The sequence below is a fragment of the Enterococcus sp. AZ077 genome (assembly GCF_051714965.1).
In the GTDB taxonomy this organism is placed as follows: domain Bacteria; phylum Bacillota; class Bacilli; order Lactobacillales; family Enterococcaceae; genus Enterococcus_B; species Enterococcus_B hirae.
Genome location: NZ_JBIOSX010000001.1, coordinates 1,115,497 through 1,141,081, shown reverse-complemented (window position 1 = coordinate 1,141,081; position 25,585 = coordinate 1,115,497). Strand labels below are relative to the sequence as shown.

21 protein-coding genes and 1 pseudogene are annotated in these 25,585 nt (G+C 35.9%); 8 read left to right on the top strand and 14 right to left on the bottom strand.

Annotated features, from left to right (window positions below; all coding sequences use genetic code 11):
* Nucleotides 1-18 precede the first annotated feature (18 nt).
* Together IGL28_RS05290 and IGL28_RS05285 are read right to left on the bottom strand one after the other, a co-directional pair.
* On the bottom strand, nucleotides 19-783 hold the full coding sequence (locus IGL28_RS05290; protein ID WP_081128665.1) for an alpha/beta fold hydrolase: 765 nt from the start codon (nucleotides 781-783) through the stop codon (nucleotides 19-21).
* A 4-nt stretch (nucleotides 784-787) separates the two neighbouring features.
* The gene (locus IGL28_RS05285; RefSeq protein ID WP_034700331.1) at nucleotides 788-1,177 is read right to left on the bottom strand and encodes a hypothetical protein; all 390 of its coding nucleotides are present in this window, start codon (nucleotides 1,175-1,177) and stop codon (nucleotides 788-790) included.
* Between the two features lie 527 nt (nucleotides 1,178-1,704).
* Here IGL28_RS05285 and IGL28_RS05280 point away from each other — a divergent pair.
* Nucleotides 1,705-2,325, top strand: coding sequence for a hypothetical protein (locus IGL28_RS05280; RefSeq protein WP_010719437.1), 621 nt, complete (start codon nucleotides 1,705-1,707; stop codon nucleotides 2,323-2,325).
* Nucleotides 2,326-2,490: 165 nt separating this feature from the next.
* Here IGL28_RS05280 and IGL28_RS05275 read toward each other — a convergent pair whose 3' ends face one another.
* The 7 genes from IGL28_RS05275 to IGL28_RS05245 form a co-directional block, all read right to left on the bottom strand.
* A complete protein-coding gene (locus tag IGL28_RS05275; RefSeq protein WP_081128667.1) occupies nucleotides 2,491-3,372 on the bottom strand; it encodes a DUF1803 domain-containing protein in 882 nt (293 codons plus the stop codon).
* 226 nt (nucleotides 3,373-3,598) lie between these two features.
* Complete coding sequence (locus tag IGL28_RS05270; protein WP_081128669.1) at nucleotides 3,599-4,525, bottom strand: manganese-dependent inorganic pyrophosphatase; 927 nt, start codon at nucleotides 4,523-4,525, stop codon at nucleotides 3,599-3,601.
* Between the two features lie 274 nt (nucleotides 4,526-4,799).
* The gene (locus tag IGL28_RS05265; protein ID WP_081128671.1) at nucleotides 4,800-6,209 is read right to left on the bottom strand and encodes a glycoside hydrolase family 1 protein; all 1,410 of its coding nucleotides are present in this window, start codon (nucleotides 6,207-6,209) and stop codon (nucleotides 4,800-4,802) included.
* A 302-nt stretch (nucleotides 6,210-6,511) separates the two neighbouring features.
* A complete protein-coding gene (locus IGL28_RS05260; RefSeq protein WP_081128673.1) occupies nucleotides 6,512-8,134 on the bottom strand; it encodes an extracellular solute-binding protein in 1,623 nt (540 codons plus the stop codon).
* A 31-nt stretch (nucleotides 8,135-8,165) separates the two neighbouring features.
* Nucleotides 8,166-9,077, bottom strand: a complete 912-nt coding sequence (locus tag IGL28_RS05255; protein ID WP_370566457.1) for a carbohydrate ABC transporter permease — start codon at nucleotides 9,075-9,077, stop codon at nucleotides 8,166-8,168.
* Between the two features lie 10 nt (nucleotides 9,078-9,087).
* Nucleotides 9,088-10,041, bottom strand: coding sequence for an ABC transporter permease (locus tag IGL28_RS05250; RefSeq protein ID WP_034867549.1), 954 nt, complete (start codon nucleotides 10,039-10,041; stop codon nucleotides 9,088-9,090).
* Nucleotides 10,042-10,074: 33 nt separating this feature from the next.
* On the bottom strand, nucleotides 10,075-11,421 hold the full coding sequence (locus IGL28_RS05245; protein WP_438843908.1) for an alpha-L-fucosidase: 1,347 nt from the start codon (nucleotides 11,419-11,421) through the stop codon (nucleotides 10,075-10,077).
* 256 nt (nucleotides 11,422-11,677) lie between these two features.
* On the opposite strand from IGL28_RS05245, the gene IGL28_RS05240 reads away from it, so the two are divergent.
* From IGL28_RS05240 to IGL28_RS05225, 4 genes are all read left to right on the top strand, one after another.
* The gene (locus IGL28_RS05240; protein ID WP_081128677.1) at nucleotides 11,678-12,322 is read left to right on the top strand and encodes a DUF624 domain-containing protein; all 645 of its coding nucleotides are present in this window, start codon (nucleotides 11,678-11,680) and stop codon (nucleotides 12,320-12,322) included.
* A gap of 690 nt (nucleotides 12,323-13,012) precedes the next feature.
* Nucleotides 13,013-14,614, top strand: coding sequence for a beta-N-acetylhexosaminidase (locus IGL28_RS05235; RefSeq protein ID WP_241547367.1), 1,602 nt, complete (start codon nucleotides 13,013-13,015; stop codon nucleotides 14,612-14,614).
* Nucleotides 14,615-14,629: 15 nt separating this feature from the next.
* Nucleotides 14,630-15,115 (top strand): hypothetical protein, encoded by a 486-nt coding sequence (locus IGL28_RS05230; protein ID WP_081128678.1) that lies wholly within the window; start codon nucleotides 14,630-14,632, stop codon nucleotides 15,113-15,115.
* Between the two features lie 10 nt (nucleotides 15,116-15,125).
* On the top strand, nucleotides 15,126-16,430 hold the full coding sequence (locus IGL28_RS05225; RefSeq protein WP_081128680.1) for an alpha-L-fucosidase: 1,305 nt from the start codon (nucleotides 15,126-15,128) through the stop codon (nucleotides 16,428-16,430).
* 287 nt (nucleotides 16,431-16,717) lie between these two features.
* Here the strand turns inward: IGL28_RS05225 and IGL28_RS05220 are convergent, their stop codons facing one another.
* Complete coding sequence (locus IGL28_RS05220) at nucleotides 16,718-18,952, bottom strand: helix-turn-helix domain-containing protein (protein WP_081128682.1); 2,235 nt, start codon at nucleotides 18,950-18,952, stop codon at nucleotides 16,718-16,720.
* A gap of 465 nt (nucleotides 18,953-19,417) precedes the next feature.
* Here IGL28_RS05220 and IGL28_RS05215 point away from each other — a divergent pair, with 465 nt between their 5' ends.
* Nucleotides 19,418-20,185, top strand: a complete 768-nt coding sequence (locus IGL28_RS05215; RefSeq protein WP_010737385.1) for a DeoR/GlpR family DNA-binding transcription regulator — start codon at nucleotides 19,418-19,420, stop codon at nucleotides 20,183-20,185.
* 9 nt (nucleotides 20,186-20,194) lie between these two features.
* On the top strand, nucleotides 20,195-20,554 hold the full coding sequence (locus IGL28_RS05210; protein ID WP_081128684.1) for a hypothetical protein: 360 nt from the start codon (nucleotides 20,195-20,197) through the stop codon (nucleotides 20,552-20,554).
* Nucleotides 20,555-20,651: 97 nt separating this feature from the next.
* Here IGL28_RS05210 and IGL28_RS05205 read toward each other — a convergent pair whose 3' ends face one another.
* Complete coding sequence (locus IGL28_RS05205; protein WP_081001079.1) at nucleotides 20,652-21,218, bottom strand: CPBP family intramembrane glutamic endopeptidase; 567 nt, start codon at nucleotides 21,216-21,218, stop codon at nucleotides 20,652-20,654.
* 7 nt (nucleotides 21,219-21,225) lie between these two features.
* On the bottom strand, nucleotides 21,226-21,684 hold the full coding sequence (locus IGL28_RS05200; protein WP_081128686.1) for an LMxysn_1693 family intestinal colonization protein: 459 nt from the start codon (nucleotides 21,682-21,684) through the stop codon (nucleotides 21,226-21,228).
* 232 nt (nucleotides 21,685-21,916) lie between these two features.
* On the opposite strand from IGL28_RS05200, the pseudogene IGL28_RS05195 reads away from it, so the two are divergent.
* Nucleotides 21,917-22,113, top strand: a pseudogene (locus IGL28_RS05195) (ISL3 family transposase); the annotation flags it as partial.
* 67 nt (nucleotides 22,114-22,180) lie between these two features.
* Here the strand turns inward: IGL28_RS05195 and pflA are convergent.
* Together pflA and pflB are read right to left on the bottom strand one after the other, a co-directional pair.
* The gene (gene pflA / locus IGL28_RS05190; RefSeq protein ID WP_010737384.1) at nucleotides 22,181-22,948 is read right to left on the bottom strand and encodes a pyruvate formate-lyase-activating protein; all 768 of its coding nucleotides are present in this window, start codon (nucleotides 22,946-22,948) and stop codon (nucleotides 22,181-22,183) included.
* 151 nt (nucleotides 22,949-23,099) lie between these two features.
* Nucleotides 23,100-25,331: a formate C-acetyltransferase gene (gene pflB / locus IGL28_RS05185; RefSeq protein WP_010719453.1), complete on the bottom strand. Its 2,232-nt coding sequence runs from the start codon at nucleotides 25,329-25,331 to the stop codon at nucleotides 23,100-23,102.
* Nucleotides 25,332-25,585: the final 254 nt, after the last annotated feature.

Genomic DNA, 25,585 nt, shown 5'->3' with positions numbered 1-25,585 from the left:
AACATACACCTGTCTTTTCTATTCTTTGGGTCCATTCATCATTTGCACCAAAAATTTGGTTGCTGTATCCATCAATGGTACTTTTACCATATGCTTTTCGGTTTGCGAATAATCAAAAACAATTCCTTGACCATAACGTTCTTTTTGATTATTTTTCACAAAATCATTGGTTTGTTGAAAGGGAATTTTCTCGTCTTTTTCACCGTGCCAAAAATATAAAGGTCGCCCAGCTAGTTTTTCTGGCTGCAAAGATAAATCATATTTTTCGACCCAAGAAATTAAATCAAAATAATCGTTCGGCAGTATGTATTGGTACTGATGAGCTCTTTTGTAAATTTCTTTAGCATACTGTTCAGGCGCAGGGGAACCCATCAGACAAATACCACCAACCAAATGCGGATGTTTTGTTAACAACGCGCAAGTCGTCATCCCCCCCATTGAAACGCCACCTACAGCTACTTTTTCATGAAGAACATCTCGTTTTTCTAAGTGCTTCAATAAAGTCTCAAATTCAAATAAGTTTCCATAAATACTATTCCAAAAGGTAAAGGAAGGAATAGCAGAAACTACTTGCTTTCTTTCACCATGGTTCATTGCATCTGGTAGTAAGACACGAAATCCTTGTTTAGCAAACTTTCTTCCTTGTGTCAAAACTAATTCTTTACTCGTTTGCCAACCATGATAATAAATAATTATCGGAATTTTTTCAGCTCTTAATTCGGTTAGGACAACTTCTAATAATGGAATATTATTTACTTTACGTTTTAATATAATTGGATTCACTTCTTTAGTCTCCGATCTTCATCAAAATAGTCGAACGAAATATTTCCCATCCACTAACCACAATTTGAAATAAACAAATCGTACCAAACAAAATCAAAAATAAGCTCATCGTTTTTGAAAAGAGCAATAATGCTAAAAGACCAGCTAGTCCTAATCCTAAGGTAAGCAGTGGATAAATTGTGAAATTAAAAAAACTAGCAAAGCTGCCAAAAATATTTCCGATAAAGATCACGGAAAATAAAAAAATACTTAAAAGTAAGCTATCGGTCAATGATATCTGAAAGATATTATTATTGGCTACGATGGGCTGCTGAAGTGAATATAAATCTAAATACCCACAAGAGGCAACACTGAGAACATGAGTGACTCCTATGGCTCGGTTTATTATTTTCATTCGTATCACCAACTCTCTTTATAATTCTATTATAATCGTTTTATCATCATTTAGAACAAAAAAGGCTTAAATTTTAATTTTTTCTTTTTTTCCAAATAATCGTTCACAATCAAAATGACCTAACAACCTATAAGTACCTCTTGATTTTTTGTCATGCTCCTCATTTTGACTGTCTAGTTCTGAAAAAACTTAATTCTTTTTTCAGGCATTTCATGTTCAAACTTCTCCTTTTTAAAATAGAGAATAAATATACTTTTGGGAAAATCTACATCAAACTGATCTATTATTAACTCATAAGTAATAATCTATGTTGTCACTAAATTTCTTTGTGAATAAAAACATTTAAGTGAGGCACATCATTAGTAAAACCTTTAATTAAATTAGTTTGAAAACTTGTAATTGAAGTTAAAATGAAATTTACCATATAAAAAAAGCCTTTATTTTTTATTTCCATTAAAAAGCATCGACATATACTCATCATTTTGTTATCATATATCTGATTAACACTATTTTTATCAGGAGAATATATGAAAACGAAACGACAGACAAGTACATTTTTGCACATAGGGACGCTTTTCGCCCTATTGACACTTTTTTTGTTCTTATGCTATTCCTATTTCAGATCTTCCGATATACCATGTAATGCCTTTGGCTGGTTATTGTTAGATCACCCCGGTTTAAGTCAGGTAGATGAGAGCCTCTTCTTGCTAATTCTTTCATCTTTGTGTGGTTTTATTTTTTCATTGGCTTTTCGAACATATGTGAAAAAACAAATCCCCAAAAAGATGGATGAAGCTGCTACAATTTTTGTTGCATCTAGGTTGCTCGCATTGCTGACCGTTTTATTCTATTCCTTTAACCAAAATTCATTGTTCTTTTTTATACTGAATGGACTGGTTATCATTTTATCCATCTTTACTTACTTTATTTTTTCACTAATATTCAAAAAGTTACGCTTGCCACTTTTAATGCAACTAATCCCACTATTCTGCTTTGTCTATAGTGTCTTTTCTTTTCTTGTATTAGCGTTAGCGCCAACTTTTGATCCAGCAAATATTCAAATCACTAGTAATTTTCTTGAATTACTCTTCATTTCGTGTTTAGGAATGATGATGTGGCAAATAAGAAAAACAGTTCAGGACAAGTAAGTCTAAGTGCCTTGAACTGTTTTTTTATTTTTCGGATGATATTGCTAATAAAGAATCCTTTACAATAGACATAAATGATTGAACTTTACATAAAAAACATCAAAGCTAGTCATTTCTGATAACTTTGATGTCTGAGGATTATTAACAGTTGAGTCTAAAAATTTTTCAGTTGATTTTTTCTATATAAGAAAAATCTGCTAAATTTAGTTCCTTGATAAGACGATCATAGACTTTTCTAGCAATATAAGCATGCTCTTCCACGGTTCTTCCAGCAGCGATTTTGGGTAGTTGTCTTCTGCTGTTTGCCGTTTTAACCAACGGCAATGCTAATTGATAGTTGAGCTGATCATCAGTTTTCACAACTTTAACAGTATTCGACAAGATCAGTGAATCAAAGAAGATACTGGAACGACGATTCTTATATTTTTGAGCTTGGATACGCTCAATGATTACTTCAACTTGATCAAAATAATAAGTTTCGTTGACGTCACCGATCAGTTCTACAAGTTTTAAAAATTCTGATGGCACAGGTAATTGTTTCTTTTGTAAATAAAAATAATTGGCAAGAGAATAAGATAACTTGTTATGATAATTTAAAGAAACAAATCGATAATTCTCATTGCCAGCAACCTGTCTCGTCACAGGAATAAGATCTTCTAAGGTTGCATAAAAATAGGTTGAATTAGACACGAAACATTCTTGCCAACATTCATTTCCCATAACCAACTGTTTTTCCGTTTGCGACAAAGGACTAATAGCTTGTAAAATCTTGGCTGCAGCTTCTTCAATTTCTTTTTGATAAGTTTCTTCTTCAAATATTGGAAAATTCAACTTATAACGACGATTTTCCCGCTTGATTAGATTTTCATCAATCAACTGATCAAGAAAAGCTTCAAATTTTGGATGATCAAAATTTTTTTTCAACTCTCTCAAAATAATGTCTTCTTCTTGATGATGATGCAAATACTCAATCAAAGTTGGAAAAACAGCATTGTTTACTAGTTTGCTAAGCAACTGCTGGTGATTTTGTGAATAAAAATAGTTCATTTTTTCCCCTTCTCGTTTTCCCTAGCTCAATCGGAAATAGGCCGAAGAATCCCAAAAATACGAGCAACTATTTTCGGATTCTTCGGCTTATTTTTTAAAGCTGGATCACTTCTGTTCCAACCTCATTTTGATCGAACAAGCTAGGCTGGCATTGTGAGCCTGGAACAAATAGCTGTCAGGCTCTTTAATAAATCGAATAAAAGGTGTTAGCAACCCCTTAGCTAGCTTAGTTAAAAACTGCTGTTAGCTGAGGAACGACTTGTTTCTTACGAGAAACAACACCTTTTAATAAGGCACGATTGTTCGTTAATTTAACTTGGAAAGCTTCTTCGACTTTATCTAATCCTTGACCTGCAACTAATAATTCAGAATCGCTATCTAGGATATTCGTTACCACTAGAACAAAGAGGTCATATCCATTTTTAGCCATTTCTTCAGTCATCGCTTCTTCCAGTTCCGTTTGACGAGCCATTACTTCGCTTAAATCGACTGTATTCACTTGTGCAATACGAACATTAGCTTCTCCCATTGGGAAGCTTTTGGCATCAAGATCAAGTAAGGTTGCAGCTGATTTATCGCTAAGATTTGTACCGGCCTTTAACATATCTAACCCATAGCTTGTCAAATCAACGCCTGCAATTGTTGCAAGTTCTTTTGCAGCTACCTCATCTTCTGATGTGCATGTTGGTGATTTGAATAGCAATGTATCAGATAAAATTGCAGAAAGCATAATGCCAGCAATCTCTTTAGGAAGTTCTACTTGGTTTTCTTTATATAACTTCAAAATGATTGTACTTGTACAACCTACTGGTTCAGCTCGGTAATAAAGTGGATTGGCTGTTTCAAAATTTGCAATCCGATGATGATCAACGACCGCTAAAATTTCTACTTCTGCAATATCAGAAATACTTTGTTGAAATTCATTATGGTCCACTAGCATCACTTGTGTTGCTTCTTCTTTTGCTGATTGAACGACACGTGGGGCAGATAACTTAAAGTAATCTAATGCATATTGTGTTTCTTCGTTAGGTGTACCTAAAGCTACAGCTTCAGTTTCTTTTCCTAGTTGATTTTGCAAGTGAGAAAAGGCGATTGCCGCTCCAATTGCATCTGTATCTGGATTTTGGTGACCAAAAACTAAAATTTTTGACATTTGTCTCGCTCCTTTATGGTTTCTCCTACTTAATAATAGCAAAAAAACCGAAAGAAGCAATACTGACGCTATAATTTCTAGGATGGAAGAAATTCCGATCCATCTTACTTTTATATCAAACAATCGCAAACAAAATTTTTGATAGCGCGAAGTACCATGGAACAGTCATTTAAAAAGTTGGCCATGCCATTACTCATTTCATTGCAGAACTCTTCGCACTGAAAGAAAAAGTTGGAAAAAGTAAATCATTTATCGTTTTTTTCTTTACTAGCCTTTAATGACTACTTGAGTTTTGAGCAAACGGTTCAACTAATCGGTTTTCAGCGATTACCTGTGCCATCCATAAACTTGATTGTTTCGGTAACCGTTTATAGCCATTGTCCAGATCGACACGATAAAAACCATATCTATTTTTATAGGCATTCAACCAACTCCAACAGTCAGCAAATGTCCACATATGATACCCAAAGCAAGGAGAACCTTCTGAAATTGCCTGCTGCAGTTGCGTCAAATGTTCAAATAAAAAATCAATTCGGTAGTTGTCGTCAATAACATTCTCTTTATTGTTGAAACGTTCTTCTTGCGACACACCCATCCCGTTTTCTGAAATATACCATGGAATATTGCTATAACTGTTTTTTAACCGCATCGCAATATCATAGATTCCCCGCGGATAAATCTCCCAGCCACGATGTGGGTTAATTCGTTTCTCCGGCCAATCATAACCTCGGAATAAATCTCTTAGTCCTGTGATTGGTCGTTTCTTGTCTTGAGGTGCTTGAACACGTAATGGCTGGTAATAATTACAACCAATAAAGTCTACTGTATTCTCCGCAAAAATTTCTTTATCACCTGTTTCTGTTTTAGGAAGCAAATCACTTTCTCGTAATACCTCTACCAGCTCTTCTGAGAAAGTACCTCGTACCGCACAGTCCAGAAAGCTGCGAATATAAAACAGGTCTGCCCACTTTGCAGCAGCCACGTCTTCAGCTTCTTCGCTTTTAGAGTAAACGGGTGCTAAATTGAGAATGATAGAAATTTGTCCGTCATTAAAAGAAGAGCGCCGGTACTCCTTTACAGCTTTCGCATGCGCTAGTAGTGTGTGATAGGCAACTTGTATAGCTCGTTTAAAATCATGCACCTTGGGCCAATGTGCATCTCCCATATACCCACATTCGATGTGTACAAGAGGCTCATTGAACGTCGCCCATTTTTTTACTAAATCTCCAAAAGCTTCAAACGCAGTCTTTGCGTAAAATGCAAAATGATCCGCTGACTCACGAACTTCCCAGCCACCTTTTTCCATCAGCCACCAAGGCATATCAAAATGGAACAAATTGATGATCGGCTCAATGCCATTATCCAGCATTTCCTGAAAATAGGCTCGGTAAAAATCAACAGCTTGCGGATTTAATGTCTTGCCATCCGGTAAAAGACGCGTCCAAGCAATCGATGTCCGATAGGAATTTAAATTCATTGCCTTCATACAGGCAACATCTTCTTTGTATTGATAATACGTATTAGAGGTATTTTCTGGTCCTGTTCCGTTATAAAACAATTCTGGTTCTATTTCAAACCACTTATCCCAAGTTGATGGGCTCTTGCCATCAACCAAAGCAGCTCCTTCTGTCTGAGGGGCAGAAGCCGCTGCTCCCCACAGAAAGTTTTGTGGAAATGTATCCATTTAAAATTTCCTTCCTTTTCTATCGTTTTATCCACTGATTCCCTTCAGTCAGTGAACCCAATGATCATCGTTTATGTTGGTTCATTCTTTTTCTCATTTATATTTACCATGATTTGGCAAAATTATTTAGTCAGTGTGATACTCGTTCTCTTTGATCTTTATCATGAAACCATTTGTTTGACCATCATCGCTATGCTAGTTGCTAATGATCTCATTTTGGTTTCTCCAAACTCTTGATGTTTTGTTCAAACAAAGCTGGACGCTAGGAACATCCCAAACGTCCACTTTGATGTTAAAGATGATTATTCGGTTTTAGCCCAACGATCATATGCTTTTTGATAAGTGCTGACAAAATCATTTAATCCCATTGATTTTAATGTACTGACATATTCATCCCATTTAGCCAAACTTTCCACACCTGTAATAAATTTAGCTTCCATTTGCTCTACATAAGTCCGAATGTCCGTCGCGTTGATCGCAATTTGATCTGCTTCATCTTTCGTCATATAAACAATTGGGAAAGGTACCTCGGTATTGGGCATGATTTTCTCGTTGATTTCTTTCATGCGAAATTCCGTCCATACACTAGGATCAGGATCGTTGACATTAGCTAAAACACTTTGGGCATAATCGTCTTCTAATCCCGGTACGACTAAGCCATAATCCATTGCAATTTTCCCACGGTCTTCTTCCATCTTTTGTTTATTTTCACCTGTATATACCCGAACTTTTTCTCCAGAATCGTTTGTTTCATATTTCCAAAATGCCCCTTCTGGACCTTTTGTCATTAAATCTTGCCCTTCTTCTGTGTAAAGATAGTCCGCCCATCGCATTGCTGCCTCTGGACTTTTACATTTATTGGTAATCGCAAACGTTCCAGTTGTTACACGAGGATGACCCGGTGCTAAAGGTGTATTTTGAATACTTGAAGTAACTGGTGAAAACATTGGATCTGATAAAGACTCCTCAGGCATTTTACCAGTAGCCATGTATGAAGCATACGCGCCAAATAAACCGACTTTATCTGTTTGTGTGTTTCCTTGATACTTTTCTTCTGACTGCGAGAAGACTTCTGGGTCCAGCAATCCTTCTGAATAAAGTTTATTCATATACGTTAAATATTCCTTATAGTTAGCCGATGCAGCAGCATAACGCACTTTTCCGTTAACTTCTTCGATTCCTAAAGATTTCATACCAAAAGCAGGTAGCAACCACGTACGAATAATTGCCAACTTGTTGCCGTCTGATAACGGAATCTCATCTTGTTTGCCATTACCGTTGGGGTCTTCTTCTTTGAATCGCTTCAACAATTTATATAACTCATCCGTGTTTTTTGGCAATTCGGTTACCCCTAATTTTTCTAGCCACTCGCCGTTATACCATAAAGGTGAGATATAAAGAGGGCTAGAGGTATCTTCTGGATATAATCGTGGTAAAGAATAAATGTGACCATCTGGTGCAGTAATTGATTTTTTGAACTCTGGGTTCTCATCAAGGATTTTCTTTAAATTTGGCGCATAGTCATCAATCAAATCCTCCAAGGCAATTAAAATTCCTTGTGATCCATAATCTGATTGTTTGGCATTTGAAAGACCACTTCCTGCACCAAAAATAACATCTGGTAACTCACCAGAAGCAAAAGCCAAATTCAATTTCGCTTCAAAATCTGTACTTGGCGGAGTAATATAATCAAAATTGATTCCAGTTAATTCCGCTAACGCTTTAGCCGAAGCTAACTCATCCCATTCTGCTTCTCCACCAGGCGCCATCATCGTCATGTTGATTTTTTCTTTGACGATTGGCATTCCGGTTTTTTCAACGGCAATAGTTTCTTCTTTTCCAGCAGTATTTCCCTTGTTCCCACAAGCACCCAAAAGAGTTGTTGTCAACACTAATGATGCAATTACTAAATAACATTTTTTCATTCATTTCACTCACTCTCTTATTTATTTTTAGTTAGCCTTTCAAAGAACCAACCATGACACCTTTAACAAAGTACTTTTGTAAAAACGGATAGATCATAATGATTGGTAATGTCGAAACGATCATTACTCCATATTTAATGACTTGTGCAAGCTGTTGTTTACTATAAGCTACTTCTGCTGCCGCTGCTGTCATCTCTGTTGTTCCTTTTGTTAAATCTTGATTCACTAAAATCTCTCGCAGGATTAATTGAAGCGGATACATTGATTTGTTTGTTAAATAGATTAACGCACTAAAATAACTATTCCAATGGGCCACTCCGCAAAATAGTCCCATTACTGCAATAATTGGCATTGATAATGGTAAAACAATCTTCATAAATATCTGAAAGTCAGAACATCCATCAATCAATGCCGCTTCCTCCATTTCTCTAGGAATGGTAGATTGAAAGAAAGTACGTGTAATTGCAATATTATAAACTGAAACGGCCCCTGGAATAACTAACGCCCAAATCGAATCATTCATCCCTAGATTTTTAATCAATAAATAAGTAGGTACCAAACCGCCACTGATAAACATAGGAACCATCAAAAACTTCATAAATAGATTTTTCCCATAAAATTCTGCTCTTCCTAGAGCATATGCACAAGGAAGTGTACATAATAAATTGATAAATGTTCCTAGTAATGTGTAATAAATCGTGTTCCGGTAACCTTGCCAGATACTTTTATACGTAAAAATCGTTTTGTAACCATCCCAAGTGATCTTTTTTGGCAATAACCACATTTCTCCAGAATTGACGGAGGTCGGACTAGATATAGATGCGCTTATAACATAAATCAACGGATAAATAACCAACAAAAGGGCAATGGCAATAAACAAGTAGATGAGAAACATAAAAAATTTGTCGCCTTTCGATGATCGGATCGCTTTTGAATACATTATTTCCCCTCCATTACCATAAGCTTGTTTCGCTGACTTTACGCGAAATTTTATTTACTGTGATCAATAAAAATGCGTTGATTGCTGCATTGAACAGTCCGACAGCTGATGCATAGCTGTACTGTGCATCAAGCAACCCTTGTTTGTAAACAAACGTGGCAATCACATTTGAAGAATCCATATTCAACGCATTTTGCATCAACAGGATTTTTTCATAACCTAATGACATCAAACTCCCCACATTCATGATCAGTAAAATAACCATAGTAGGAATGATAGTCGGTAGGTTGATATACCAGATTCTTTGCCATCTCGTTGCACCATCGACAGTTGCAGCTTCATGAAGCTGTGTATCAACACCAGATAATGCAGCTAAATAAATCACTGAACCCCATCCTGTTCCTTGCCAAACCCCAGATAATACGTAGATCGTTTTAAACCAACGAGGATCTGTCATGAAACTAATTCGCTCAAAACCTAGAAAAACCAGTAGATGGTTAATAATACCGGTGGAAGGCGTCAAAAAAGCAATTAACATACCGCATACGACAACGACTGAAATAAAATTAGGTGCATAAGTCACTGTCTGCGTAAATTTTTTAAATTTTCCATCTTTCAACTCATTTAGTGCTAGTGCTAAAATAATCGGTAGCGGAAATCCTACGACCAAAGAATATATACTGATACCTAACGTGTTTTTAATTAGATCCCAGAAATAGTAGGAATCAAAAAAACGTTGGAAATGCTTAAATCCTACCCAAGGACTTCCAAAAATCCCTAATGATGGGATATAATCCTTGAATGCTATAATCACACCGTACATGGGACCGTAAGAAAAAACAGCAACCACCACCAATGCTGGAATGACAAAAACATACAGCTGTCGGCTTTTATATAATTTTTTTTTGATCTCTGACCATTTTGTTTTCTCTTTCTCTTTATTGACATCAAGTAATGCATCAGCCATTTTTTAACCTCCTTTTATGAAGTTCACTCATCTCTATCCTTGTGGCTTTTTTAAAATTTCAAGACCAATCAGCCCAATTGCTGGTTTCTCTAATTCACTGCTGAGGATATATATTTGATCTTCTTCCGTATATACTTCTAATTCTTTTTTTGTAGATAAATCTTTAATCACATGATGTTTATCGGCCTCAATGTCAGCTAAAAATATTTTTTCTTGTGTAAAGCGAATACTTTGAAAGGCATAGTGTATGGTTTGATCTTTGCTGTATGTTAATTTCCACTGATTTTGCCATTCTTTAGGTTGTGAGCGAGTTTCATAGATTCCTTCTCCATAGATATTTAGCCAATTCCCAATTTCCTGTAAGATTTTGGTTTCTTCATCAGTAAAGGTACCATCTGGTTTTGGCCCAACTCCTAAGATCAAATTCCCACCTTTGCTGACCACATCGACAAAAGTTTCCAATAGTTCTTGGGAACTCTTAAAGCGATCATTTGGTACATAGCCCCAATCATCACCAATCGGGATATTACTTTCCCAAACTTTCTTGGGAATTTCAGCTAGTTCTGGCACCTTTCGTTCAGGGGTCACATAGTTCTCATGTCTGCCTCCCATCATACGATCCACAATAATTAATTCCGGTTTCTTCTCACGAGCGATTTCTGCTAATCGATCCATTTCCAGGTCTTCTTTTTTCTGTCCACACCAACCAGCATCTAGCCATAAAAGATCCACATGACCATAGTTATGCGTGATTTCTTTAATCTGATTATGAACAAAACTTACGTAACGTTGCCAAATTTCTGGGTAACGTTCCGTATCATAGCTCGCATGACGCCCCTTGATCGTATCGTCATCCAACCAATAAAACGGCGAATACCAATCGGCTTTTGAATAGTAGACTCCTGTTGCTATTTCTTCCTTACGAAAAGCCTCAAAAACTTCTTTTAAAATATCTCTTTTAAACGGGCTTTGTTTACCGCCAACCTTATATTCTGTTTCAAGAGTATTGTACATATTAAACCCATCGTGATGTTTCGTTGTAAAAATACAATACTTAAAGCCTGCTTCTTTACATATACTTGCCCATTTCTTTGCCTGTAATTTTTCTGGGTTAAACTCTTTAATCAAATTCCAGTAGTCTAGTTGCAGTTGTTTAAAATCTTTCCGAAACTCACGCCCTTCTCTTGCCCAAAGGTCTTTTTCAGAAAGTTGCCAAGATTCTACGATTCCTGCTTGAGCATAAAGTCCGTAGTGAAAAATCACGCCAAGTTTTAAATCTTGAAACCATTCTAATCGTTCTTTTAGCATTTCTGTTTCTGGATAAGTCCTATGATCTAATTCAACCTCTTTAGGTACTTCGATATCTCCGCGTATCGCCATTTATGAAACCCCTTTCATGTTTGTGCTTTAAATTTACAAAAAAAGCAAGGCAACAGCAATATGTAAAAAGCATAAGCCATGTAAAAACAGCATAAAGCGTAACTTATTTAGAGGATATCTATATCTTATCTCTTAGTCGGAAAGTAACTATGTAAAAGTAGAAAAAGCTATGTAATAATCGCATACTGATAGAAAACATAAATAAACCTTACTATAATAAAAAGAGCTGTATGACTAATACAAGGAGGTTTTAGCTATGAATCAACATAAACGATCACCACATTCTATTTTTGATTTCACCTATTCTTTAGGAAAATTCTTGCTTTTTCTCATCAAGCTCCAAGTATTTTGGTTTTTATCGGTATTAAGAGGTTGTATTCTACTAGGAACTTTTCCCGCAAGTGTTACCGTTCTCAAATTTTTCTATCATTTATTTGAAGAAAAACAAATTCCTCAAGTCTTATATTCAGATTTTCAAACAAGCTTCAATAATCTGTTTATTTCAACAAATCAACTAGGCTATGCTGCTGGCATGTTACTAGGATTTCTATGGATGGATCTGAGAATTGCAGCTGTGTATTTACAAAACCCTTTCATTCATATGGGGATCTTATTATTATTTATCGCAACTGTCATAGTCATTCTTTATTTATTCCCAGTATTTTTACGTTATGATTTGTCATTCACACAATATTTCAAACAAGCATTATTTCTATCTTTGTGTAGCTTGATTGAAACCGTAGCGATTATTCTGGGGATCTTTGTCGTGACGGCTGTCTCTACCTTTTTCCCAATTTTGACAATCGTGGCTTTTGTGCCTTTATTCTGTTTGCCATTAAGTTGGTTCTCTTTGCAATCAATGATTAAAATTGAAGAAAAAAAAAGTACGTTAACGCAATAACAAAAAAACAAACCTTAAATCAAACAAACAGCTAAAAGCTGTAACAGAACTGCGAGGAGATTTTACAAGGAAACCTCAATAATAGCTCTTTTTTTAACTTACAATCTACAATGTGATTCGTCAGCCCTTTAGGTAAAAGTCAAATGTCTGTTTCACTCCTTATTCATAATTGTCGCCATCAAAGGGAACCTTCTGTCAATCGTTGACTCAAGCCTTTTTTCAATTTTTGCTAAGGCTACTACCTGTTACTTATCCCTTTCGTTTTTTCTTTCATTTATTATTTTCCAGAAGCTGATCGACTATGTATATTCATCAACTTTCACTATGTCAAATAAACAGATTATGTAATTTCAAGCTAGTTATTTTCTTTTTTTACAAGTGCTATATACTGAAAATGAAAACGATTACTTCAAGGAGGTTATTATGCAAGTTTCAATCGAACTTACAGATGTCATGCGTGATTTTTTTGAAATTGCGACAAACGAATTAGCGTTAACTATTTCAGATAATGGAAAACCACTCCAACTGATTTAGCGCAACGGTTCATTAAAAATTGAAAATAAAGAAAACGAAACGTTTATCTATTTTCAGGAAAAAGCCCATCTTTTTCGAGCGCTGTCACTCTGGTTAGATCGCTGTGAAGAAGAATTTGTTTATGAAGAGTTTCCGCAATTTGAAAAAATTGGGCCCATGGTAGATCTTTCTAGAAATGCTGTGATGACTGTTGATCAGCTGGAACACTTTTTTGTTCTTTGTAGCAAGATGGGATTAAATAGCTGCATGCTTTATATGGAAGATACGTATCAAATCCCTGATTATCCTTATTTTGGTTATTGTCGTGGTGCCTATTCTCTTGAGGAATTAAAGGCGTTGGATGCTTTTGCAGAGACGGTAGGGATCGAGCTGATTCCTTGTATTCAAACGCTGGCTCATTTAACTAATCCGCTAAAATGGGGATTTGCCAATGGTATGAGAGATACAAGTGATATTCTCCTTGTGGAAGAGGAAAAAACATATCAATTTTTAGATCGTGCAATTTCTGTGATCGCAGCCGCTTTTAAAACCTCAAAAATTCATATCGGGATGGACGAAGCTCATGATCTGGGACGTGGTCATTATTTAACCCAGCATGGTTTGATCGATCGCTTTGATATTATGGAAAAGCATCTGAAAAAAGTAATGGAAATCTGCAGGAACTATCAGTTACAGCCCATGATGTGGAGCGATATGTTTTTTAGAATCGGTTCAAAGTCAGGAGACTACTACGATAAAGACGTACATTTCCCAGAAGATTTGATTGCAAAGATTCCTGAAATTCGTATGGTTTATTGGGATTATTATCATCATTCAAAAGAAGAATACCAATTGCATTTTTCAAATCATAAAAAATTGCAACGACCGATCGTTTTTGCGGGCGGTATCTGGACGTGGAATGGTCTTGCACCAAATTATGGAAAATCATTTGAAACGACAAGAGCTAGTCTTTCTGTCGCAAAAGAGGAAAAAATCAACGAAGTTTATGCTACTTTATGGGGCGATGATAGTGCTGAAACACCGATCATCGCAAGTTTGTTAGGATTACAACAATTCAGCGAGGAACAATTTGCTCCTGAAGTAAGCATGGAACTGATTATGGAGCGTTTCCGTCTCTTCCACCATCTTGAAGCTGATGATTTTTTACTGCTAGATGCTTTTGATCAGACGAAAGGTGTAGCAAAAAATAACCCTGATGGATCAAATAGTAGTAAGTTGGCACTTTATCAAGATCTATTATACGGTCTTTACGATGTTGATCTGCAAAATTTAGAACTTCCTGCGCATTATAAGGACTTAAGTGAGAAACTATCTAGCGTAACAGCTAATGAGGACACACAAACGATGTTTACTTTTTATCAGAAATTAGCACAAGTCCTTTTTATAAAAACAAATTTGATCGGTCGCTCTTATCGAGCCTACCAATCAAAAAGGAATGACCAGTTACAACTAATCCTTCACGAACTGGAAGTTCTCACCAAAAAGATCAATGAGTTGCAACACCTCCATCGCCAGCTATGGTTTGAATGGAATAAACCCTTTGGCTATGAAATTATCGATCTTCGTTACGGTGCCTTAAAAAGTCGGATAGAAACAGCCGTTTGGCGACTGAATAAATTTTTAACAGGAGAAATCAAGCAATTGCCTGAGCTTGAGCAAACGCCTTTACCCTTCGATGCTCCTTTCAAAACAGCAAGCGGTGTCGGGCGAAACTTGTTCCATGGAATTTATAGTGCTAGTAAACTATCAGATATCTAAAGGCAGGGATAAAAAATGAAAAAGAGAACTCTTTTTTTGGTCATTCTGAGTATTTTTTTGTTGGTCACTGCTGCTTCTCAGCTTGTCAGAAACGTGCCTCGTGTCGAAGCAAAACAGACATCTACTAAAATCACTGGGAAAATCAATAATCAAAGAACTGCGAACATCTGCCATCAGCTTTTGCAACAAAATTTAAAGGCTGCAACGGATAAAAATCTGAACGACTATTTAGCAACACTAGTCAAAGATGCACATAAAGCTACCGCAAAAGAAATGCAGCAATTTTTTAAAGACTATGATGTCAGTCATGAACTGCTTTCTTTCGAAGTAATCAAACAAACACCTCAATCAATGTTAGTAGCGGCAGAACAAAAAACAGTGAATCATGGGAAGAAGGCGTATCGAGATCATATCACAACGGCATGTCATACCTTTATTTTGGAAGAGAATGAATGGAAAATCAAAGAAACAACAATGACAAATACACAATTTTTAAATTAGGAGTGTTCATATGAAAAAATTCAATAATTGGCCCACCGACTATCCTGATCCTAACTGGTTTATCCATGATCGTTTTGGTTTGTTTATCCATTTTGGTTTGTTCAGTGTGGGAGCTAGACACGAATGGTTTATGACCACAGAACAAGTCTCTTTAGAGGAATATTCAAAAAAATATTTTCAGCATTTTAACCCTGATTTGTTTGATGCAGATGCTTGGGCAAAAGAAGCCGCTCGCTGTGGGGTGAAATACATGGTATTCACGACAAAACATCATGAAGGCTTTGCCTTATGGGATACGAAACAAACTGATTACAAAATCACCAATACTGCTTTTGGACGAGATCTTCTGGCAGAGCTACTCCCGGCTTTTCGCAAAGTCGGGATCAAAATCGGGTTATATCACTCACTGATCGATTGGCGCCATGAACATTTCCCACTGGACGGACTGCATCCTGAAAGAGAGAACCAGAAACTGCGAGAAAAAAATTCCGAAAGAGATATCAAGATTTATCAACGCTATCTTCGTGAACAAGTCAAAGAACTACTGACAGAATATGGAAAAATCGATTATTTATGGTTCGATTTTTCTTACAGTCACCGCGATTGGGGTTGGTCAAAAGGAAAAGGGCACATTGATTGGGATAGCGAAGCACTAGAAAAGCTCTGCTTAGAACTGCAACCTCATCTCCTATTGAATGATCGACTTGATTTAGGCCATGGCATCACTACTCCGGAACAGTTTCAACCTGATAAACCATTAGAGAAAAACGGCATGCCTGTTATCTGGGAAGCTTGTCAGACAATGTATGGCACTTGGGGGTATGACCGTGACAATATGGAATGGAAAAGTAGTGAGATGCTTTTGAAAATGCTGATTGATACCGTTTCAAAAAATGGGAATTTCTTGATGAATATTGGTCCTAATCCACGAGGAATGATTGATACGAAAACGTTGGAACGGCTTCATGCTATCGGGGATTGGATGACCCTTCACAAAGCATCTGTCATTGGCTGTTCATATAGCGCCTTTGAAGCTCCTGACGATTGCCGATATACACAAAATGGAAACAAGCTTTATCTGCATCTCTTTTCTTATCCTTACCGCAACATTCATCTTAAAGGATTAGCAGGTAAAGTTGAGTTTATTCGTCTGCTCAATGATGGCTCGGAAATTTTTTATCGAGGATTTGATCCGAACGAAGTGATTACTTCTACAGAAGCAGTCATTGCTCCAGAAGATCTTGTCATCACCTTGCCAATCATCAAGCCTGATGTGCTGATCCCAGTAATTGAAATTACCTTGAAAGACGAATAAAGATCAAATAAAGAGCAAATATAAAGCAGATGATACTTCCTTCGTCGATTCACAAAAAATACTGGCATCGAAAGCTTGTAAAAACATACTTTTAGTGAGAAATATCGTAAAACATTTGAATAACTACCCAAGTTGTATGCTGAAAAAGCAACAATTTGGGTAGTTATTTCAGTCTTTTACAATTATTTGCTTTTGTTTTTTTAGTTAGAAGCTCAAAACTGAAAATAAAATGACTTCTTCGTCCTGCTCCAGTTCGATGCCCCCTTTAGTTTACTCCTATTTATTGCTTATAAAGTTCCTTCTCTATTCATTGTTCGGTATTGACCTGGAGTCACACCAACGTTCGTCCTGAATTTTCTCGTATAGTTTGAAACATCATAATAACCATTCTTTTGAATAATCGTTTTTATTGGCAAATCAGTTTCTATTAAGTCTTGCTTGATTTTTTCTAGCCGCAATTCTTGCAGATATTTTGAAAAAGTAGTACCTGTTTCTTTTTTGATAAAACGGCTAAGATACGAAACTGAAAGTTGAAATTCATCTGCCAACTTTTCCATAGATAATTGGGAAGAAGCATAGTTTTTGTGAAGATATTCGAACAATTCTTTTTTCAGCACAGACTCTTGATTTTGTGGCTTAACTTGCATAACCTCACAGATCATTTTTGCGAGCATTAATAGTTGTTGCTTCAATTCGAGTAAATTACTAAACTTGGCACTTTTTTCTGCTTTTTTCAAAATTGTTTTATTTTGCAAATTACTACTTACTTTAGCAACTGCATTTAATAGATAAAAACCATACATTTTTTGTCCACTATAAGAAAAGTGTTCTTTAATCCCCCGCTCAATCAACGATTCTATCGTTTCCGCAGCGATCGTTAAGTCTCCTTGACGCAGACTTTGAATCAATTTCAGTTTTTCTCCATCTGGGTAATTAATGCTGGTTGAAGACTCTTCGCCTGGAATTTCATTATAGAAAACAAAGTTATTTTCTACTGTTGAATAGTCTAATGCGGCCAAACCTTCAATATAAGAAGCATTGATCTTCGTAAGGTTTTCAGTACTATTTCCTACTCCTATCCTAAAAGTACCGTAACACACTTTTTTTAGTTGCTGAATCATCTCTATTACAACTTTCTTGTGACTAGTGTTTTCATAAGTACTAAAGATATAGGCGGTCACTCCTGCAGATAGGATCTCTGTACCATATCCCGAAAAGTTCTTTCCGCTTACTTTCAGCGGTAACTCATTAGCTGTGTCGTCAATGCTCTGGATAGGATAATCAACTACGACGACAAAATAGCAAGTACCGGTAAAATGCACTTGGACAGAGTTCAGTAGAACTAATGAATCTTCTGGAGACTTAAATTTCCCTCCTAAAATTTTTCTAAGGACCTGTTCTCTCGCATGGGGAGTCTGTCGTTTAATTTCTTTATGTAGCTCTTCATGTTCGTTCAAAAATTGCGCCAACGTTTCATAGACATTCCCGTTGGAAACAGCTACACCGATTTTATTTCGATAATATTGATCAATCAATTTTTCAATGTTGCGGATCGGCTGTGAAAAACGAGTACCTATAATCACTACAAGCACTAGACCAAACACAAATATCACAAAAAAAAGTTTTAAAAACTTTTGGTGGATGGTATTGATCTTTGTCAAAGCTTGTGATGGATCCATTACAGAAACAAATGACATATTCAAATCCCTGCTATTCAAAGACTGGACAAGATAGTTTCGATGGTTGTAGTAAAAATTATCCTGTTGCAAGATCATTTGAATTTGCTTCGGCTGATGCAAATGCGCGGTTAGTTTGTTATTACTGGTATCTGCTGCTAGAATACGATACGAGTCATCAATCAGATAGTTGGTACTGATACCATCACTATTGGAAAGATTCAACAGCTTATTCAAAATCGAAAGATTGATTGAATAGATTGCTGCGCCATAAAAATGCATTTCTGCATCTTTAATTGGAACAATGTAAAAAAGTTGTGTGGAATTAGGTTCTTTTTTCAGGGTTAGTCCAGTTGGAATATCGTTATCAAGATGTGAAAGCAGCTCTTTTTTATCAAGCGAATGATTATTGATTTTACGTTGCAAAAAATTGTCCACTGTCAAGCTACCGGCAGATGAAAACAATGTATTTGGGTTTTCTTTGTAGTAAAGATAAATTTCCTCAACAAAATCATTACTTAGCTTATATTGTTGCAAGCTAAGTTGTCCTTCACGAGCATAATAACTATGGGAAAGCCTTCCAGGTGAAAGATTGGTGTTATAAGGAATATGTTGAGTGATATTATCCAATTGCAAAAACTTATTTTCAGATGAGTACTTCAATTGGAGTAACTGATTTTTGGCTGTCAAAACAACTTGCTGATTAATGCTTTCTTTAGCCGTATGAAACCAAATTAACGATACCATAAAAAATGGCACTAGAAAGACAAAAAGATAAGATAGAATCGACTTAGAAAGCTGTCTGTACTGTTTATTTTTTCCGTTAGTAGCAACTTCTCGTACCATATGTCCCTCCTTGATTCTTTAGCTAATCCTGTCGTGGTATCTAGGGCTTTAGTTATAAATAGCAACTTTTCATTTCTATAATTACTCCTCACAATTCCATCCGCACTGGTCAATGAATAGATATCTACAGGTTGCTGATCCCGATGAAAATACCTAAAAAAGCTGATCCATCCACTTCATAGAACCATTTTCATTATCCTGACAACCCAGCTTTTTGCCGCCACATTTTATTTACATATATCACAAATCTAATTTTTATCTGTTATTCTTCCATCGTTTCCTTTTATTCCAACGTATGTATGCCTCGATTATAAAGCGCTTTCTAAACAAAGGAAATCCTTGCTTAAAATTTTGATCATTGTTCAAAAATTAGCAAGATTTTTGTTCAACTCATTCATTTTTATTCAAAAGCATTTTATTCGCAAAAAGAAAGCGCTATAATAAAAGAAAAACTTGGAGAAAAAAATGGAGACTAGACGTACAAGCGATCTTTTAAGCTATTTGGTAAAAAAGAAACAAGCAACTTCCAAAGAACTTTGTACTCACCTTCACTGTAGTATAAGTACACTTCGCAGAGAATTACTTGAGCTAGAAAAACGAAAATTGATCCGTAGAACTTGGGGCGGGGCGATCTTGAACGAAACGACAAACATGGAATATACTTATCTTCAAAGAGAAGCCAGTAATATCCCGGAAAAAAAAATCATCAGTGAATTAGCACGAGATTTTATTGCACCAGGTATGTGTATTTTTTTAGATTCCAGCAGTACGGTTCTACACCTTATTCCACTACTTGTTAAGATACCTAACTTAATTATCATTACCAATGGTTTACGTACAGCTTTAAAGTTAAGTGAATGTCAGAACGAATCTTTAAAAATTTATTTGACTGGTGGTGAAGTCAAACTCAATGCTAGTACAGTTATTTCAAATACACTTGATCCTATTACCAGTTCCTTTCGTTTCAATGCTGCCTTTTTATCTTGTCGGGGGCTCGACCATGAAGGGATTTATGAAGCAAACTTCAATCAAGCACAAATCAAAAAAGAAATGATGAATAAAGCACAAGAGATTGTTTTATTGGCTGACGAAACGAAATTTGACTCTACTCATTTTTTCAAGATAGGTGATTATTATGATTATGATGCGATTGTTACCAATAAAAAACCGCCTAAGATTTATCATAGAATCATTGAAAAAAATGACATTCACTTGGTGTATCCCACTGAATGAGAAATATAAATGGACAAAAAACGATTGGAGCATCCAATATTTCTCATTGTCCAACTTGTTGATAGAACTTTCGCAACCAGCCAAACAAACGCCCTTGTTACTCACCCTTTTTCTTCTCAAAAAGCAGGTGACTCAAACAGCACTTATTTGCTTCATCAAAAGAAAGAGCACACCTACATCAAGCTATTATGGATTAACCTAAATTCACAGATCATCGAACAAGACAATCCGCTTATAAAAAGTGTTTTGGTATCGCTAAAAAATGAACATACAGCATTGAGACCATTGCTTAATTGGCTCTATTATTTATGTGACTGGAGGATTCTTCAGTCACATTTTCGTGCGCTTTGTGCGAAACAAAAAATCTGAGACAGAATGAGATTCATTCTGACCCAGATTTGATTTTACACAGCTACTCAGTTCTTATTGATAAAGAGTCGCATTTGCTAAACACTTTTTGTAATAATTAAGTTAAAAATAAATAAACCAATATAGCAAAACAATTATATAAACTATGCGTTATTATGGAATACCAAATGTTTTGTGTTTTTATATAGACAAATCCTAAAAGAATTCCACTTAAGAAAATCACTAAACCGAATCCATGAACAAGTGCAAATAAAAAAGCAGAAATTAGCATTATTATATACTGACTTTTTTTATTAGTTTGAAGGTTAATCATACAGAAGCGAAAAACTATTTCTTCTAAAATTACGCCATAAGTAATTGCGCTAAAAAAGAAGAAAGAGAGTGAATTTTTTAAATCACTCGGGCTTAAACTTTTTGAAATTGGTGTATTAATCAAATTAATAATAAATAGTATGAGAAATGAAGAAATAACAACTCTTAAGAGTTTTGTTATACTGATTTTTTTCAATTCTTGGATTAAAGTAGAATAAAATAAAACGACTGACAAAATGAAAAAGAAGATACTACTATGCTCAAATAAAAAATAAATATTCGAGGGTACACCAAGCGAAGGAATAATAAAAGTTAAGAGTAAGTACGTACTACAAAATAACCATTTAACCATTCAATCACTATCCAATAGGAATATAATCAATATACTGTGTGTTTGCTGTTGCAGTTTCTGTACGAACATAACGATTATCAACTTTCCTATAAACTTTATAGGTTACGGTTATTGTTGCATTTTGACGATATTTTTTAAATTTTCCACTTGCAGAAGTAGTTCTATTTAATTCGATTTTCATTCCAAAAATATTAGCACTAACGGATAATTTTGTACCACGCGTATGAGTTTCTACACCTAAATAAGTTCGAGTTCCTTTCTTGATTGACCAGTTTTGAGGTTTTGACCAAGTTCTCGTTTGAATAGTAGATTCATCTAATACGTAATAATAGTCATCATCAGAATAAGCAGCTATATTAGAAATATTATGCTCACTAGCTAATACTCCAACGCTAGGCATAATGGCAGAACCTAAAGTCAAAATGGACGTTGATAATAACATTGTTTTAAATAAATGCTTTTTCATGGTGTTCTCTCCCAGTAACAATAGATTAAGAAAACGTTTTCTGTGTTTTTAGAATAATAGAAAAATTTAAGGTTGTCAATATTCATTCTATATAAATTTTGTTATTTAATTTTACGATAAAACCAATCAAAAATAGGATAAAACACCATATATTAGTTAACTATTTGTAATTTTAACTAATTTACCTCAAAGAATCCTGTAAAAGCTTGTTCATACGTGATGTCTCTTTTTTCTTTTTTGTTCATTGTTAAAAGAAATTCCAGAAACGCAAGATGAAAGCTTTCGAGTGAAGCTTCAAACCTTCTGTACTATGAAGATGGGAACACCAATGCGCTGATTTCTCCGTACTCTAATGGGAAAATAGAAGCGAAGAATCCTCATGAAAAGACAACCAAACGAGTAACTTACAGATTTAAATCAATTAATTAAAGTAAATGAAAAAAATCTGAGACAGAATGAGATTCATTCTGACCCAGATTTGATTTTACACAGCTACTCAGTTCTTATTGCTGAGATATCCTCGATAGTCTTCTGTGTGAAGTAGTCGTTTGGCATTCTCGACTCTTTCTTTTGTTGGCGGTTCAATACCTTCTAGTGGATAATCTAAGCCAAGTGTTTCCCACTTATATTTCCCCATCGTATGGTAAGGTAGAATCTCTACTTTAGCTACATTGTTCAATGTCTTGATAAAGTCATCCAGCCGAATCAAGTATTCATCATAGTCACTGCGTTCAGGAACTAATACGTGTCTGATCCACACTGGTTTATTGATCTCAGAAAGATATTGCGCCATCTCCAGAATATTTTCATTATCCCAACGTGTTAACTTTTTATGCTCTTCGTTGTCGATGTGTTTGATATCAAACAGTAACAATTCAGTATACTTCATCAATTCTTGAAAACGAGAAAAGAATGGTTCGTCACGCGTGAAAGGCTTCCCACAAGTATCTAGCGTAGTATGCATACCACGCTCTTTCGCTTTCTTGAACAGTTCGATCAAAAAATCGATCTGTAATAAAGGTTCGCCTCCACTAACAGTGATACCGCCTTCTGAACCCCAATAGGAACGATAGCGCTCTGCTTGGTCTAATAGTTCATCCGCCGTATATTCTTTTCCTCCGCCTATATTCCATGTATCAGGATTATGACAAAATTCACAACGCATGCGACAACCTTGCATAAAAACGACGAATCTAACGCCTGGTCCATCTACAGAACCAAACGTTTCGATCGAATGAACATAGCCAATTGTTTTTTCTTCCATAAGGATCACTTCTTTTCTTTGATTTCATTTTATTTCAAAAGACACTTGAATCAACCGATTGCTAGGAAAAGACGAGGGCAAAGACCTCCGCCTTGCCCTCAACCTTTTTCAATCGTTCTTTTTAATGATAGATCGTATTATTTATTCCGCTTTACATTCTATCGTGTGATGTTCTCATCAATACGTCTAATTGTTGTTCTCTCGTTAGATCACGGAATTTAACAGCATAACCTGAGACACGGATCGTCAAGTTAGGGTATTTCATTGGATTTTCCATAGCGTCACGTAATAGATCATTACTAAATACATTGACGTTCAAATGGTACGCTCCCTTAGAGAAGTAACCATCTAATACATTACGCAAGTTGCCGATACGTGTTTCTTCATCTTTTCCAAGACCGGAAGGATTGATTGTTTGCGTATTAGAGATCCCGTCACGTGCATAACCATAATTGATTTTAGCAGTTGAGTTAAGACTTGCCAACAATCCATTTTGTTCTGCATTGTAACTTGGGTTTGCCCCAGGAGCAAGAGGTTTACCTGCTTCACGTCCATCAGGTGTGTTACCAGTGTTTTTACCATAAACCACGTTTGATGTGATTGTTAATAATGACGTTGTTGGTGTGGAGTTACGGTAAGTTTTATGACGTTTGATTTGTGTCATAAAGTATTCTAAGATCCATTCTGCTAACTCATCTGCTGCATCATCGTCATTTCCGTATTTAGGGAAGTCGCCAGTTACTTCGAAATCAACGGCAATTCCTTTTTCGTTACGGATTGGTTTCACATCTGCATATTTGATTGCTGACAAGCTATCCGCTGCATGAGAGATTCCAGCAATCCCTGTTGCAAATGTACGTTTCAAATCTGAATCCATCAATGCCAGTTGAGCTGCTTCATAAGAATATTTATCATGCATATAATGGATGATGTTTAATGTATTCACATATAACTCAGCTAACCAGTCCATCACATTCATAAATTTGTGTTTTACTTCTTCAAAGTCTAATACATCAGCTGTGATTGGACGATACTCAGGAGCAACTTGGGCACCAGTTACTTCATCAACCCCACCGTTGATTGCGTATAATAATGCTTTTGCTAAGTTCGCACGAGCACCGAAGAACTGCATGTCTTTTCCAACAACTGTTCCAGATACACAACATGCAATAGCGCAATCATCTGAACCCCATTGTTCACGAAGAAGATTGTCATTTTCAAATTGGATAGATGAGCTTTCGATTGCAATTTTACTTGCATAAGTTCTGAAGCCTTCTGGTAAATGTTCTGAATATAAAACTGTTAAGTTTGGTTCAGGAGAAGGACCCATGTTAGTCAATGTGTGCAATAGACGGAAATCATTCTTAGTTACTAATGAGCGTCCATCTAAGCCCATTCCAGCGATTGAAAGAGTCGCCCAGATTGGGAATCCTGAGAATAATTGATTGTATTCTGGTGTACGGGCAAATTTCACCATACGTAATTTCATGACTAAGTGATCGATCAATTCTTGTGCTTCTTGTTCGGTGATCACGCCATTATCTAAGTCACGTTGGATATAGATATCTAGGAAAGCAGAGATACGTCCGATTGACATTGCTGCACCATTTTGTGATTTGATTGCTGCTAAATAACCGAAGTATAACCATTGTACTGCTTCTTTTGCATTAGCAGCTGGTTTAGAGATATCATAGCCATATTTTGCAGCCATTTCTTTCATTTGTGCTAAAGCACGATATTGTTCTGTGATTTCTTCACGAAGACGAATGACTTCTTCATCCATTGTATGGAAACCTGTCATATCATGGTCTTTTTTCTTTTGTTCCATCAAATAGTCAATACCATACAATGCGATACGACGGTAGTCGCCGATGATTCGTCCACGTCCATAAGCATCTGGAAGGCCTGTAATGATTTTGTTTTTACGTGCTGCACGCATTTCAGCTGTGTAGGCATCAAATACACCTTGGTTATGTGTTTTACGCCAATCGCTAAAGATATGTGTCAGCTCATCATTAGGTGTGTAACCATTACTTGTTAATGCATTGTTAGCCATATTGATACCACCAAATGGCATAAATGCTTGTTTCAATGGTTTATCTGTTTGTAAACCAACGATTTTTTCAAGATCTTTGTCTAAATAACCTGCATCATGTGAGGTAATCGTTGAAACGATTTCTGTGTCCATGTCATAAACGCCATTGCGTTCAAATTGAATATCATTTAGTTTTTGTAATTCTGCCCAAAGCTTTTCTGTTGCTTCAGTTGGTTTTTCTAAAAAGCTGTCGTCTCCACGGTATTCAGTGTAGTTATTTTGGATGAAGTCTCTTGTATCTACGCCTTCTTTCCATTTCGTTCCTTTAAATCCATTCCATTGCTCCATTGTATGGACCTCCCGTTATCTGTTTTATGTAACAGTTTTTACGTGATTAGTATAACACAGACGAGCATCTTTGCAAGGGTTTTCTTGTTTTTTATTTAACAAAAGATGGCGTTTTTATTCACTTATAACAACAAACGCTAATATACCAAGCTTTAGCAATTGTGAACACTTTCATATTTTTTTATCTTAATATTTATAATTTTTTAATAATCAGAAAAAAGAAGGTAGTTCTGTATTAAAACAGATCTACCTTC